The sequence below is a fragment of the Methylobacterium gnaphalii genome (assembly GCF_007992215.1).
GTDB lineage: Bacteria > Pseudomonadota > Alphaproteobacteria > Rhizobiales > Beijerinckiaceae > Methylobacterium > Methylobacterium gnaphalii.
Genome location: NZ_BJZV01000053.1, coordinates 1 through 12,802, shown reverse-complemented (window position 1 = coordinate 12,802; position 12,802 = coordinate 1). Strand labels below are relative to the sequence as shown.

Here is a 12,802-nt window from a genome sequence, read left to right as displayed (position 1 = left end):
TCCAGGCGACAACAGGCCCTAATCCTCAAAACCACTCACGCCGCTCCTTCAGCGAAGGAACAACTGCGCCGATGGAACGAGCCCGGATTTATTTGCGGCACCGCGATGTCCGGGGTTAGCGGCCAAAGAGCGGGGAGCGCGAGTTCCAGCTCATCCTAATGAAAGGCGTCCTTGAAGGCCGATCGGCTTCTTCGCGGTGCTCGGAGCAACCATGCGGCAACCCACCAGTCTGGCAGGTACTGCTAGCGCCAGCGCGCTGTACAACGAGAGCAGCCTCGTGAAATGTTCGAGCTTAAGAAACCGGTCGAAATGCCTGCGATAAAATAGATAATTTGCTGGGGTGGGCAGTCGGCATCGAACCGATGACATTCTGGTTGATACGTCGCAATCGCGCTCCCTTCGCGGCTCTAAACTCGCCGTTAACCAAGACCAGCGATTTGACCAGTCATTGGGTAGCTTGCTGCGGGCTGTTTTTGCCGCCGCGCGAGGATGGCAAGTCATGCGGCTGATCGTTGGCACACTGATCGTCTTCGGCTGCGTCTTCGGCAGCTACGCGCAGATGGGTGGCCATCTGGAGGTCCTCTGGCAGCCCTACGAGTTTGTCATCATCCTCGGTTCGGCGATCGGCGCCTTCGTCATCGGCAACATCGGGCCGGTGCTCAAGGCCGTGCCCTCCATGTTGGGCACGCTGGTGAAGGGCCCCAAATACAATCAGCAATCCTACGTCGAACTGCTGGGGATGCAGTATTCACTGTTCAAACTTGTGAAACAGAAAGGGATCATGGCGCTCGATCCCCACATCGAGAATCCGAGCGAATCGACTCTGTTCAACGCCTTCCCGACCTTTGCAGCGAACCATCACGCGGTCGAGTTCGTCTGCGACTACATGCGTATGGTGACGCTTGGCGCGAACAACGTCTACGAGATCGAGGCTCTCATGGATGAGGAGCTCGAGACGCACCACCAGGAGCGAGAGCGCGTCGTTTCGGCCCTTCAGTCGCTCGCCGACGGAACACCGGCGCTCGGCATCGTCGCCGCCGTGCTCGGCGTGATCAAGACGATGGGGGCGATTAAGGAGCCGCCGGAGGTGCTGGGACATCTGATCGGCGGCGCGCTCGTAGGCACCTTCTTTGGCGTCTTCGTCGCCTATGGCTTCTTCGGGCCCATGGCGCATTCGCTCAAGAGCCTCTTCGAGGCCGAATCCAAATACTACATTTCTCTCAAGGCGGGCCTCCTCGCCCATATCGGCGGCCAGCCGCCCGTGATGGCGGTCGAATTCGCCCGCAAGACTCTGATGAGCGAGGTCCGCCCGACCTTCACCGAAGTGGAAGAGGCAACCGCCGCTCTTCCCGCCCAGATCTGACCCCATCCCCAGCAAGGAACCGGCGACCGTGGCCATCCAGCCGATCATCGTCAAGAAGGTCAAGAAGGCCGCTCATGGACACCACGGCGGGGCCTGGAAGATTGCCTATGCAGACTTCGTGACCGCCATGATGGCGTTCTTTCTGCTGATGTGGCTAATCAGCATGACCACGCAGGAGCAGAAGATCGGTTTGGCGGAATATTTCGCGCCGGCGTCTTTGAGCCCTGCAACCAGTGGTGCTGGCGGAATCCTGCACGGCACCGCCCTAGACACGTCAGGCAACAAGTCGTCGGCGCCCCGCGACGCGGAGACGGGCTCTGCCGCGCAGAAGGATAGTGCGCGCTCGATCAGTCCGGGCAGCGCCAGCGATCGCGATGCAAGCCGCCCGGCGGCCAATGAACAGGCCAACGACAGCGCCGTAGCCAGCCTCCGGCAGGCGCTCCAGAAGATGCCCGACTATGCCGAGCTGTCACGCAACATCGTGATCGAGCCTACCAAGGAGGGTGTGAACGTTTCTCTCGTGGACCAGGACGGTCGCTCCATGTTCCGTGAGGGCTCTGTCGATCCCTACGAGCGCACCCGTCGCGTGCTGGAGGCGCTCGCGCCCACCCTGCGCCGTTTGCCCAACCGCTTGTCTATAACCGGCCACACGGCCGCCGCGCGCCCAGGCTCGGCAAGTGCCGTCGAACCCTGGAACCTCACGGCCGGGCGCGCGCTCGCCGTGCGCGAGATCCTGGCGGGCGCCGGGGTTCCCAACGACAACTTCGATTCCGTCGTGGGACGCGCCGACACCAATCCGGCTTTCCCTGACAATCCCTACATCGCGCCGAACCGACGGGTGGCGATCACTCTGCTCAATGCAAGCCCGGCGGTGCCCCCGAACCTCTTCCGCTGACAAGGGGCCTCAAAGCCCTTGGCTGATTGCAACCGCAGGACGCCAGTTGCAGCCGACAGGCTTAAGCATCAAGTCACCGACGCCGGAGCCAATTTGACGGAGCGTTAGGGGCCTTCGCCGAAGCTAGGAACCGGAACGACTGGGTCGAGTCGGAAGCGGTTATCCGATGAGCATCCGCCTCCCTCTGCTCAGATTTGACAGCGCCGGCCTGCCTATCCGGCTCGTCGCGGCCCTGCACAACACCAGCGTCGCGATGATTGTGGGCTTGTCCAACGATGCGAATCGTGTCGCGCGTATAGCGCGACAACTATCTCGCCACCTTCGATCGCAACGGCACCATGATCCTTCGCGATGTGTACGAAGGCTGCTCACCGAGGCGCAGGCGTTTCAAGCCGATCTCACCATCATCGACACGTGGGCTGACACGTACGGTGTCAACGAAATTGATAGGGCTCAGGTCAACGCATTCGTAAAGAGCTGCCTTTGCGGCCTAGCGCGGCATAGATGACTCCCTATCGCGCTAGGCCATCCTTCCCAGTCCTGAATTCCAGCATTGCGAGCGCTCCTGCAGCCATGCGCTCAAGAAGATCGCGTTCGGGCCGAACTCGTGCCAGGACCCGGATTCCAAGCAGAACACCAAGAAGATGCGCCCCGACGTCGTTCGCGGCTAGATCGTGTGAAATCATCCGATCGCGTTGTCCTTCCAAGACTTTGTCTTTGAAGAATTTTTCGATCCGGATCATGACGTCGGCGACCGCCAACCGGAACTCTGCATCACACGGCAAGGTATCGAACGCCGCGTTCACGAGCATGCAACCCCGATGCTCGCGGTCCGAAAGCGACCGCTCAACGATTTCGTCGAAGAAACTCGCGATCGCCTGGCGCGGAGGCATCGTCTCGCAACGTCGAAGGCGATCCGAGATGCTTTCGTCGACGTAGTGCTGGAGCGCCCGTTGATAGAGGGCGCGCTTGTCTCCGAACGCATTGTAGAGACTGGCACCCGTCAATCCCGTCCGATCGATCAGATCGCGCATCGACGTTGCCTCGAAGCCCCGCGACCAGAAACACTGGACAGCGGCGTCGAGAACTTTGGCTTCGTTGAACTCTCTAGGTCTGCCCATCTCTCCATCCGTACGCCCGACGCCATTCCCATCCCTTAGGCGGAAACGCGTTGCATTTTAGAACAATCAAACTAAAACGGCTTGGCCGATCATCGGCGTTCGCTTGAAACCAGATCGGGGCTGCGGGTCCAAGCCTTGCGGGGCCTGCTGGTCCGAATTCGACCGCGAACGATCGTTCCGGGAGATCCAGATGATCCGATTCTACTTCCATCCCACACCCAATCCCCTCAAAGTCGGATTGCTCTTGGAAGAACTCGGGTTGGCGTACGAGACCATCCCGGTCGATACGAGCAAAGGGGAGCAGCATGCGCCGGTCTTCCGTGCAGTGAACCCGAACGGAAAGGTGCCGGCCATCGTGGACACCGAGGGCCCATCGGGAAGGGCCGCTCGCGTCTTCGATTCCACTGCGATCCTTCTCTATCTGGCCGAAAAGACCGGTAGATTGCTGGGACGTCCCGACGACCGGACCGAGCTGCTTTCCTGGCTCCTCTTCATTGCCTCCGGTCTCGGACCATTTTCCGGACAAGCGGTCCACTTTCAATTCGCCGCGCCTGAAGGCTTGGAGTACGCCCGGAACCGCTACCGGCGCGAGGCCGAGCGACACTATCGGGTTCTCGACGACCATATGACAGGACGAAACTGGATCGTCGGCGAGAGTTTCACAATCGCCGACATCTCCGCGTGGGGATGGCTCGACCGTGCAGCCCGAGTGTTCAAGGGAGAGATCGATCCGCTCGCGGCCTATCCGAACCTGGACCGATTGTTTCGATCCGTCGAAGCGAGACCTGCCGTCGCGCGTGCCCGATCCATCGGCACGGACCATACTTTCAAGACGGTCAACGACGAGGAGGCGAAGCGCGCCTTGTTCCCATCGAATTTCCCGCAGGTGCTCGGATGAACCATCGCCGAAATCACGATGCACCGTCGGCAGGATTAATTTCCGATGTCTGAATCGAATACGGCTGCGCACGAGGCGCCGAAGGGTCCGCACACGTTCACGTTCGCAGGAGGGACCGAAGGCGGCTGGCGCGTGAGAAGCCAGCAGGTCTGGCGCGGCGCGAACATCGTAGAAGCTCAGTCCGTTGGCATCGTCGATGAGAGGGCGGAAAACGTGCCGACTAAAGCCGCTTGGCAGCTCCGGGGCGTCGTCAGCAACCTGCGCTATACGACAAATCGTGATCGCCAGACGCTGTCGGGAAGGCAACCTGGCCTCGGACGGACGGAAGCGGTCTTCGCGGCGATCATTCCGATCCGTAAATCTGCCGCCTGGTGGGACCTGGCCCAGGATGAGCGGCGCCAGGTCTTCGAGGAAACCTCGAAACACACGTCGATCGGACTGGACTACCTACCCGCGATCGCGCGCAGGCTGTTTCACAGCCGCGATCTCGGCGAGCCGTTCGACTTTCTCACTTGGTTCGAGTTCGCCCCCGAGAACGAGCCCAGGTTCGACGATCTGCTTGCACGACTTCGGGCAACCCTCGAGTGGACGTTCGTCGAAAGGGAGATCGACATCAGGCTCGTCAATTCGTCCGTCTCTCAAGCTTGATCCTTGGCTACGACCGACGCCGTACCCTCCGATGTCGTCAGCACGGATCGCCCGAGAAATCGAAAAGTCCGTTCGTAACCGCCGGCACCTGAAAAACGTACGGACGCTCGAAACCGATCATGGGTCCAGTGGAGGACTTTGATGACAAAACAGCTATGGCTCATCCTCCTCCCCGCCCTCGCGTTGGCGGGGCAGGCAGCGGCATCATTGTCGAGTCTCGTAAGCGCCTGGGGACATGACTTCACAATCGCACCCTTCGAGCCGAAGGAGACGATGATCGCCGTCGCCACCGACAAGGCAACCGGGATGCAATTCAACATCGTAAAGATGTCGAACGGCCATCTGATGGCGGTCGTGCCGTTCGACGCGATGAAGACTCCCCCCACGGTCGATCGTAAAGACCTGATGTAGCCGATCGGTATTCTGGGCCGAACCAATGTGTTCCGCGATCATGCCGTCGTTCTACAAAAGCGTGCCGAGGATCGTCCGCTTTTCCGACGTTCTCGATCCACGCAACTACGTTCCGGTTCCCGCCGACTGGTGGATCGCGATGAGCGACGTCGAAATGTCGACGGCTGCGATCGAGCAAGGACGATACCGTGCCGTGAACGTTGCGGGAGCGGCCGCCATCGCGGCAACGCGCAATGCTCTTTCCGGCTTGGATCTGCCGTTCGTTTTCGGGGGAGATGGTGCCAGTATCCTGGTCCCGCAGGCGGACATCGCATCGGTGAGAGAAGCTCTCGCCGCGACCGTGACATGGGTGCGGGATACTCTGCAGCTGGACTTGCGCGCAGCTTTGATACCGATCGCGGCCGCTCGCGAGGTCGGCTTTGAATTGAGCATCATCCGGTACGCTGCGTCTCCCAACGTCGATTACGCCATGTTTGCCGGCGGCGGCCTCGCCTGGGCAACGAACGTGATGAAGAGCGGCCTCTATGCCGTTGCTCCGGCGCCGTCGGGTACGTGTCCCGATCTGACGGGTCTTTCCTGTCGGTTCCAAACGATCCGGCAGCGCGACGACGTGGTCTTGTCGTTGATCGTGGAGCCTTGCGAGGTCGCGGATCCGACGGCTGTCCGAGCCGCCCTATCCGACCTTCTCGAGATCATCGAAGCGAGCCCGACGATGGGCAGGCCCCTACCGGACGAAGGTCCGCAGATCGGCCCGCCTTGGCTGGGCATCGCGATGGAAGCAAAGGCGGGCCGGCCTTTGGCAGGATCGTTATTCCTGCGCCGCTTATGGCAGTGCGTCAGAAGAGTGCCCTCGTTCCTAATCTTTCACAGCGGCATGCCAGTTGGAGCTTTCTCTCCGCGTACCTACCGACGACAGCTTGCCGCCAATGCCGACTTCCGAAAGTACGACGATGGCCTCCGTCTGACGGTTGCCTGTCCCGTTGAAATAATTGACGCGATCGAGGCACGCCTGACAGCCGCATGCGAGAAAGGCCTCCTGCGATACGGCCTCCATCGGCAAGACGCGGCCATCGTGACGTGCGTTAGCCCCTCTCCGCGTCAGGCCGATCACATCCATTTCATCGACGGCGCCGCTGGCGGCTACGCCCGCGCAGCTCTCCAGCTCAAGCAGGCGGTCCAGTGAGCGCCGCCGACATCCCGTTCCTCGTAGGTCTCGATCCCGATGCGATGCACGAGATCCGCGAACGCTTCGTCTCGGTAGCGGTCGCCGGCGGATGGCCGGTCTTCGAACAGGGTGAAGAAGGTGACGCGCTCTACACACTGGTGTCTGGCGCCGTCGGCATTTCATCGCGACAGACGGATACCGGTGAAACGCGTCATCTGGCACGTCTCGCACCCCCGAAAGTTTTCGGAGAGATGGCGCTGCTGTCGGCAGAACCACGGTCTGCAACTGCTATAGCGCTCCGCGACTCCCATCTGCTTCGATTGAGCAGGACGGCGTTCGAGGAAGTGATAGAGAAGCATCCCAGGACGCTTCTCTATTTCTCGCGTCTGTTGGCTGAGCGTCTTCGCACCGCATCGGAACGGCGGCCTCTTGAGCAGGTTCCGCGCACTTTCGCGGTACTGGCGGTGACCGACGGCCCGGATCCCGACCTTTTCGGACATATGCTTGCAAAGACCTTCGACGAGATCCTACCGGGAAAAACAGGCTGTCTGACCGACTGGCCGGAGGGAGCCGACGAAAGCTGGTTCCACGACTATGAGGCTCGGCATTCGCGCACGATCTTCGTCGCGCATAGGGTGGCCGACTGTCCGTGGTGCCAACTCTGCCTGCGGCATGCAGATCATATCCTCCTGCTTGCGGAACCTGGCATTCCCAGGCGGCCAGGCGCGCTCGAATGCATCGAACGACACCAGTCCGACTGGATCCGCATCGACCTGGCAATCCGTCAGGATCCCAAAAGTCCGCTCCCTCTGCCGCTTCATCCCGATGTCGCGGCGTTACCGGCGGCGATGCGCATCCAGGTTCGGGATGGCAATGGGCGCGACAGATCCCGGCTTGCCCGATTGGCAAGCGGGTCCGCCCGCGGACTTGTGCTCGGCGGAGGTGGTGCAAGAGGGCTCGCGCACGTGGGAGTGCTTCGGGCTTTGGAGGATGCAGGTTTGCCCGTGGACTTCGTCGGCGGGACCAGCATGGGCGCGATCGTTGCCGCAAGTGTCGCGATGGATCTCTGTTCGGATGAGATCCGCGATCGCATGACGGGCTTCTTCGTCGGGCAAAACCCCTTAAACGACTACACGCTTCCCTTTCACGCTCTGACGCGTGGAATGAAGGCCGATGCGGGACTGCGCAGGACCTTCGGGGCCGCGCGCATCGAGGATCTCTGGCTACCTTTCGTCTGCGTTTCGTCGAACCTCACGACGGGAGAAGCCATGGTCCACAGGAGCGGCGATCTCGCAGCCGCGCTTCGGGCAAGCATCGCGATACCGGGACTGCTCCCCCCGATCGTCTCCGCCGATGGCATTCTCGTCGACGGCGGAATGATGAACAATCTGCCGGCCGACGTGCTCGCCGATCTCCAGCGAGGCCCGGTGCTAGCCGTCGACGTCGGAAGCGATCGCGCTTTCCAGGATATGCCTCGGCGATCATGGCGCGGGAAGTTCATGCGTCGGCTGCTCGGCTCCCCAGACGAGATGCCAGCCATTGCGCCGCTTCTCCTACGGGCCGCGACGGTGTCGAGCGATGCTCAGACGATGATGTCGGTCAATCGCGCGACGGTCGTCCTGAAGCCGCCGTTGGCGGGCGTCGACCTGCGTGCCTGGTCGAGTTTGGGGACGACCTCCGAGCTCGGCTACCGCCATGCGCAGGAAGCGATCGAAACGGGAAGATTGCGGGGGTGGGCCTGAAGCTTTCGCGTGTGCCTGCACACCCCTGCGGGCGTCTGCTCGTAACCGAGCAGCTGCCGATCCGAATGAGAGATCGAGCAACGCAATTCAGAGTAATCCCATGAAGGTTCTGATCGCCGCCACGCCTCTGACGGGTCACGTGAACCCGCTACTCGCGATCGGTCGCCTGCTGCAGGCACGGGGCGATACCGTCATCATGACGACCGATCCGGCATTCGGCGCGAAAGTCGAGAGCGCGGGTTTGGGCTTCGTAGCGCATGGCGATCACGGTGCCGCCCAGTATCTCGAACCGAATCTACCGCCAGGCCCGGAACGTTGGACCCGAGAGTTCGAGCGTCGTTTCATCGATCCGATGGCCGGCCAGGCGGCATTGCTACGCGAACTGATTGAGAGCGAGGCTCCGGATGTGATCGTGGCAGGCAGCATGTACCTCGGCGTGCTGCCGTTGCTACTCGATACGACGCCGCGGCCGCCGGTCGTGGTCTTGAACGTCAGCTTCCTCTTTCTCGATCGGGTTGACGGCGCGCCGGTAGGTATGGGGCTGCCCCCGGCTGCCGACGACGGGGAACGGATGCACTACGGTCTGCTGAAGATGGCCATGGATGCCGCCTTCGTGAACCCCGTCCGAGCCTATGCCGATGCGCGTCTTGCAGAACTCGGCCTGCCGCCGCTGCCGGCGTCGCTGACGCAATCGATCGCGATCCTCCCGGACGCCTTTCTTCAGCCGAGCGTCCCAGGTTTCGAATACGACTTCGGGAAGCTGCCAAAAGGCCTTCGCTTCGTCGGTCTCCTGCCGAGCGGTCAGCCGAAGATGCCGCTGCCGGACTGGTGGGACGAGCTCGATCCGGGAAAGCCCATCGTGCTGGTCACGCAAGGCACATTGGCCAACAGCAACTTCGGCGAGCTTGTCGAACCCGTTCTCAAGGCACTCGCTGAGCGGGACGATATAACGATCGTCGCCACAGCCGGCGGAAGACCGATCGAAGAGATACGCCTGCCGTTGCCATCCAACGCACGTGTTTCGAGCTTTCTGCCTTTTGAAGCGGTCCTTCCGAAAATCGCCCTGCTAGTCACCAACGGAGGCTATGGCAGCGTTTCGCAGGCGCTGGCCGTCGGCATACCGATCGTCGCCGCTGGACTGACCGAGGACAAGGCAGAGGTAGCCGCCCGTATTGGCTGGTCGGGTGTCGGCATCAACCTCGCCACGAATACGCCGACCGTCCCGGCGATCCGCGAAGCGGTCGATGCGGTCCTGTCCAAACCGCAATACCGGCAGAAAGCTGGTGCGATGGCCAATGCCTTTTCGCGTCGCGATACCCAGAGTGAAATCCTGTCCGCGATCGACGTCGTCGTCCGATCGCATCCTGTCCGGGTGAGCGAGCCTGCGCTCCACGCCTGATCGGCGGATGGAACCGCGCGGGTCGTACCGAGGAATGCATGATCATGAGCACGAACAACGAAGCCAAATCCATCAGCACTTCGGCAGGCTCGAACCGAGTGATGTCATCGATCGCCAAGCTGATTCTTTCCGTTGTCGCTGGTGTACCCCTGCGCTCGGCGGAACATTTTCTGCCAACCGCGAACGAACAGGCCACCCCCTATCTGGGCATCTGACCATATGCGCGTCGTCGTCGACCTCAACCGCTGCCAGGGTTACGCCCAGTGCTGTTATGCGGCACCCGAACATTTCGAGGTCCGGGGCCACGAAATCCTTTTTTACGACCCGGCTCCTCCAGATGCGATGCGGTCGAAGATCGAGCGGGCGCAACAAGCATGCCCTGTTCGAGCGATCAGCGTCGAGCCGGCCGGTCTCGGCGAGGACGACCGGACATGAGCGCCGTGGACGATCCCAGCATCGTCATCGTCGGTGCGTCTCTGGCAGGCCTGCGAGGCGCAGAAGCGCTTCGTGACAGCGGCTACACGGGTCCTTTGACAATCGTCGGAGACGAGCCCTACCGGCCGTACGACCGGCCGCCGCTTTCGAAACATGTGCTCGCCGGCGACTTGAGGGCAGAGGCTACGGAGCTACCGCAGTTGACGGCCGTCCGGGCTCAATGGCGGCTCGGTCAGGCGGCAGTCGCCTTGGACAGGGCGGGAAGAACGATCCGTCTCGCGGACGATACGGTGCTTCCGTACCGGTCATTGCTTGTAACCACTGGTGCGCGGGCGCGACCGTTTCCTGGTGCGGGTGCCGGGCTGCCAGGCGTCCACACGATCCGGGGTAGAGACGATGCCGCGGCTTTGCGGAGCGCTCTTGCTGAGAAGCCGAGGCGGGTGCTGATCGTGGGCGGCGGTCTGATCGGCTGCGAAGCAGCCTCCTGCTGTCGGGATTTGGGCCTGTCGGTCACGCTCGTCGATCCCAATCCAACGCCACTCGCGCGTGTTCTGGGCATGCTAGTGGGAAATTCCGTTGCGGTGCGCATGAAGGATGCCGGCGTTTCGTTCCGACCGCACACGCATGTGAAAGCTTTCGAAAGTAGAAATGGAAAGGTCGCACGTGCGCGGCTCGAAGATGGCGGAGAGATCGAAGCCGATCTCGTGATCGTGGCGCTCGGTGCCGAACGCGATGCGCGGTGGCTCGCGAAGGCAGGCCTCCTGGCCGACGGTGGGGGACTGACCTGCGACGCAGCGTGTCGGGCCATGACAGGGGAGGGCGCTCCCGACCCGCATATCTATGCTGCAGGCGACATAGCCCGTTGGCCCAATCCGCTGTTCGGCGACCGGCTGAGGACTGTCGAGCATTGGGGCAATGCCGTTGAGCAAGCTCGGCATGCCGCACGGAACATGCTGGCCGGGCGCGACGATCAGAAAGCCTATGCCCATCTGCCGGCGTTCTGGTCGAGTCAGTTCGACGTCAACATCAAGGCCATCGGTTCGACTGAAGGCGCCGACAAGATCGCGATCGTCCATGGAAGTCGCACTTCAGGCCGATTTCTGGCGGTCTACGGCCGCGCCGGACGGACCGTCGCCGCCGTGTCCTTCGACGAGGCGCGTTGGTTGCCGGCCTACGAGTCCCAGATCGCCTGCGGGGCACCCTTTCCCCCGATCCTGGACGCGACCGACCAAGCGCCAATCGATCATTTCAGCCCGGGTTTCCCGGCACCGCGGTTGGCATCTGAATCAGCGGACACGACGGAACGCGAGAGCATCCATGCCTGACGACACGCTGTTCTCCGAGGTGCTGGATCCAAGGAACCGGGCCGACCCTTACCCGATCTACAAGAAGCTCCGTGAGGTCCCCGTCTCGCGGCAACGCGACGGCGCCTACGTCGTCAGCACCCACGCCGCGATACGCGCGCTTTTGTTCGATCCACGCCTCAGCTCGGAGGATCTGCCACCGTCGCGCCGCCCGCGTACGGGCAATCCGCTGAGGGACTGGATCCTCAACCCAATCAAGAACCGTATAGCTACCAGCCACCGGCCTCTGATCTTCCGTGACCCTCCGGACCACGACACGCTGCGCGAGTTCGTGATGAAGGAGTTCACGATCCATCGCGTCAATGGCCTCCATGGGCGCGTCGGTTCACTCGTCGACGATCTCATCGAACGCTGCCGCGGTCGCGACGAGGTTTGTCTCGTCGAAGATCTATCGTACCCTTTGCCCGTCGCGGTCATTTGCGATCTCCTCGGAGTGCCCGAAAAGGACGAGCCGCAATTCCAGAAGTGGGCGACGCAGCTCGCGACGGCTCTCGAGCCCGATGCACGTCACGACGAAGCGAGCCGCCACGCAACGGTCGCCGCCTTCGACGAGATTTCGTCCTACATGCGAAAGCTCATTCGCCGGAAGCGTCGACATCCTGCCGACGACATGTTGAGCGGTCTTGCGAAGCCCGGAAGGGAAGGCAATCCGTCCATGGGCGACATCGACCTGATTTCGACGGCGATCCTCCTTCTGGTTGCGGGACATGAGACGACGGTCAATCTGATCACCAACGGGATGCTGACCTTGCTTCGGCATCCCGACGAGCTCAAGAAGTTGAAAGCCGATCCCGAACGGGCTCCGCGGCTCATCGAGGAACTGCTGCGCTACGAACCTCCTGTCCACTTCCGAACGCGTAAGGCACTCGGCGACATCAAGATCGAAGGGACTACGATCCCGAAGGGCGCGCCTGTCATTCTTCTCTTCGCCGCTGGCGGCCGCGACCCGGCGCGCTTCTCCAATCCCAACCGGTTCTTCCCGGATCGCGAGGACAACCAGCACTTTGGCTTCGGGGGAGGACTGCACTATTGCGTCGGCGCGCCTCTCGCACGGATCGAAGCCGAGGTTGCGCTCGTAGCGCTCTGCCGCCGACTCGTCGAGCCGGAACTAATGGCTGATCCGCCGCCATATCGTTCAGGTGCATCATTGCGTGGGCCAGAGAGCTTGGGCATCCGTATCAGTGGAATTAACCGATAACGGTGCGCAAGCAACTTTTGCTTCCCTGTAGACAGGCGTTCAATTGCTCGGCGTTACGCTGGAATTCGATACAGCTCAAGAATAGCGCACTACCAACGCATCAAACGCGGGCTGGCCCGCCCCCATGATGTGGTCCAAAGCCAGATTTGGTAAGGGGTTGGCC

Annotated in this window: 13 protein-coding genes and 1 pseudogene; 13 read left to right on the top strand and 1 reads right to left on the bottom strand. The window is 61.9% G+C overall.

The window, feature by feature from the left end:
* The first annotated feature begins 340 nt into the window (after positions 1-340).
* Positions 341-1,363: a flagellar motor stator protein MotA gene (gene motA / locus MGN01_RS22130; protein WP_238258659.1), complete on the top strand. Its 1,023-nt coding sequence runs from the start codon at positions 341-343 to the stop codon at positions 1,361-1,363.
* 34 nt (positions 1,364-1,397) lie between these two features.
* Positions 1,398-2,258: a flagellar motor protein MotB gene (locus MGN01_RS22125; protein ID WP_147048975.1), complete on the top strand. Its 861-nt coding sequence runs from the start codon at positions 1,398-1,400 to the stop codon at positions 2,256-2,258.
* Between the two features lie 512 nt (positions 2,259-2,770).
* On the opposite strand, the gene MGN01_RS22120 is transcribed toward MGN01_RS22125, so the two are convergent.
* Entirely contained in the window at positions 2,771-3,379 is a 609-nt protein-coding gene (locus tag MGN01_RS22120) for a TetR/AcrR family transcriptional regulator (RefSeq protein WP_147048972.1), read from the bottom strand.
* A gap of 190 nt (positions 3,380-3,569) precedes the next feature.
* Here MGN01_RS22120 and MGN01_RS22115 point away from each other — a divergent pair, with 190 nt between their 5' ends.
* From MGN01_RS22115 to MGN01_RS22075, 11 genes and pseudogenes are all read left to right on the top strand, one after another.
* Positions 3,570-4,277, top strand: coding sequence for a glutathione S-transferase family protein (locus MGN01_RS22115; RefSeq protein WP_147048971.1), 708 nt, complete (start codon positions 3,570-3,572; stop codon positions 4,275-4,277).
* Positions 4,278-4,322: 45 nt separating this feature from the next.
* On the top strand, positions 4,323-4,925 hold the full coding sequence (locus tag MGN01_RS22110; protein WP_147048970.1) for a chlorite dismutase family protein: 603 nt from the start codon (positions 4,323-4,325) through the stop codon (positions 4,923-4,925).
* A 273-nt stretch (positions 4,926-5,198) separates the two neighbouring features.
* A complete protein-coding gene (locus tag MGN01_RS24310) occupies positions 5,199-5,336 on the top strand; it encodes a hypothetical protein (RefSeq protein ID WP_238258656.1) in 138 nt (45 codons plus the stop codon).
* A 40-nt stretch (positions 5,337-5,376) separates the two neighbouring features.
* Positions 5,377-6,519: a DUF3095 domain-containing protein gene (locus MGN01_RS22100; RefSeq protein WP_238258654.1), complete on the top strand. Its 1,143-nt coding sequence runs from the start codon at positions 5,377-5,379 to the stop codon at positions 6,517-6,519.
* The gene (locus MGN01_RS22095; RefSeq protein WP_174804623.1) at positions 6,516-8,243 is read left to right on the top strand and encodes a patatin-like phospholipase family protein; all 1,728 of its coding nucleotides are present in this window, start codon (positions 6,516-6,518) and stop codon (positions 8,241-8,243) included. The genes MGN01_RS22100 and MGN01_RS22095 overlap by 4 nt, the downstream gene beginning before the upstream one ends.
* 196 nt (positions 8,244-8,439) lie before the next feature.
* On the top strand, positions 8,440-9,642 hold the full coding sequence (locus MGN01_RS22090) for a nucleotide disphospho-sugar-binding domain-containing protein (protein ID WP_306437199.1): 1,203 nt from the start codon (positions 8,440-8,442) through the stop codon (positions 9,640-9,642).
* 44 nt (positions 9,643-9,686) lie between these two features.
* Complete coding sequence (locus MGN01_RS23840; protein WP_170246116.1) at positions 9,687-9,857, top strand: hypothetical protein; 171 nt, start codon at positions 9,687-9,689, stop codon at positions 9,855-9,857.
* Positions 9,858-9,861: 4 nt separating this feature from the next.
* On the top strand, positions 9,862-10,077 hold the full coding sequence (locus MGN01_RS22085) for a ferredoxin (protein ID WP_147048967.1): 216 nt from the start codon (positions 9,862-9,864) through the stop codon (positions 10,075-10,077).
* Positions 10,017-10,949: pseudogene (locus MGN01_RS24535) on the top strand (NAD(P)/FAD-dependent oxidoreductase); the annotation flags it as partial. The gene MGN01_RS22085 and the pseudogene MGN01_RS24535, both read left to right, overlap by 61 nt.
* A 78-nt stretch (positions 10,950-11,027) precedes the next feature.
* Positions 11,028-11,402, top strand: coding sequence for an oxidoreductase C-terminal domain-containing protein (locus MGN01_RS24530; RefSeq protein ID WP_307725960.1), 375 nt, complete (start codon positions 11,028-11,030; stop codon positions 11,400-11,402).
* Entirely contained in the window at positions 11,395-12,639 is a 1,245-nt protein-coding gene (locus tag MGN01_RS22075; RefSeq protein ID WP_147048965.1) for a cytochrome P450, read from the top strand. The genes MGN01_RS24530 and MGN01_RS22075 overlap by 8 nt, the downstream gene beginning before the upstream one ends.
* The last annotated feature ends 163 nt before the right edge of the window (positions 12,640-12,802 follow it).

Excerpts from the sequence above, each read along its gene's own strand:
- MGN01_RS22120 (WP_147048972.1), bottom strand. The coding sequence starts at position 3,379 with ATGGGCAGACCTAGAGAGTTCAACGAAGCCAAAGTTCTCGACGCCGCT.
- MGN01_RS22115 (WP_147048971.1), top strand. The coding sequence starts at position 3,570 with ATGATCCGATTCTACTTCCATCCCACACCCAATCCCCTCAAAGTCGGA.
- MGN01_RS22110 (WP_147048970.1), top strand. The coding sequence starts at position 4,323 with ATGTCTGAATCGAATACGGCTGCGCACGAGGCGCCGAAGGGTCCGCAC.
- MGN01_RS24310 (WP_238258656.1), top strand. The coding sequence starts at position 5,199 with ATGATCGCCGTCGCCACCGACAAGGCAACCGGGATGCAATTCAACATC.
- MGN01_RS22100 (WP_238258654.1), top strand. The coding sequence starts at position 5,377 with ATGCCGTCGTTCTACAAAAGCGTGCCGAGGATCGTCCGCTTTTCCGAC.
- MGN01_RS22090 (WP_306437199.1), top strand. The coding sequence starts at position 8,440 with ATGACGACCGATCCGGCATTCGGCGCGAAAGTCGAGAGCGCGGGTTTG.
- MGN01_RS23840 (WP_170246116.1), top strand. The coding sequence starts at position 9,687 with ATGAGCACGAACAACGAAGCCAAATCCATCAGCACTTCGGCAGGCTCG.
- MGN01_RS22085 (WP_147048967.1), top strand. The coding sequence starts at position 9,862 with ATGCGCGTCGTCGTCGACCTCAACCGCTGCCAGGGTTACGCCCAGTGC.
- MGN01_RS24530 (WP_307725960.1), top strand. The coding sequence starts at position 11,028 with ATGCTGGCCGGGCGCGACGATCAGAAAGCCTATGCCCATCTGCCGGCG.
- MGN01_RS22075 (WP_147048965.1), top strand. The coding sequence starts at position 11,395 with ATGCCTGACGACACGCTGTTCTCCGAGGTGCTGGATCCAAGGAACCGG.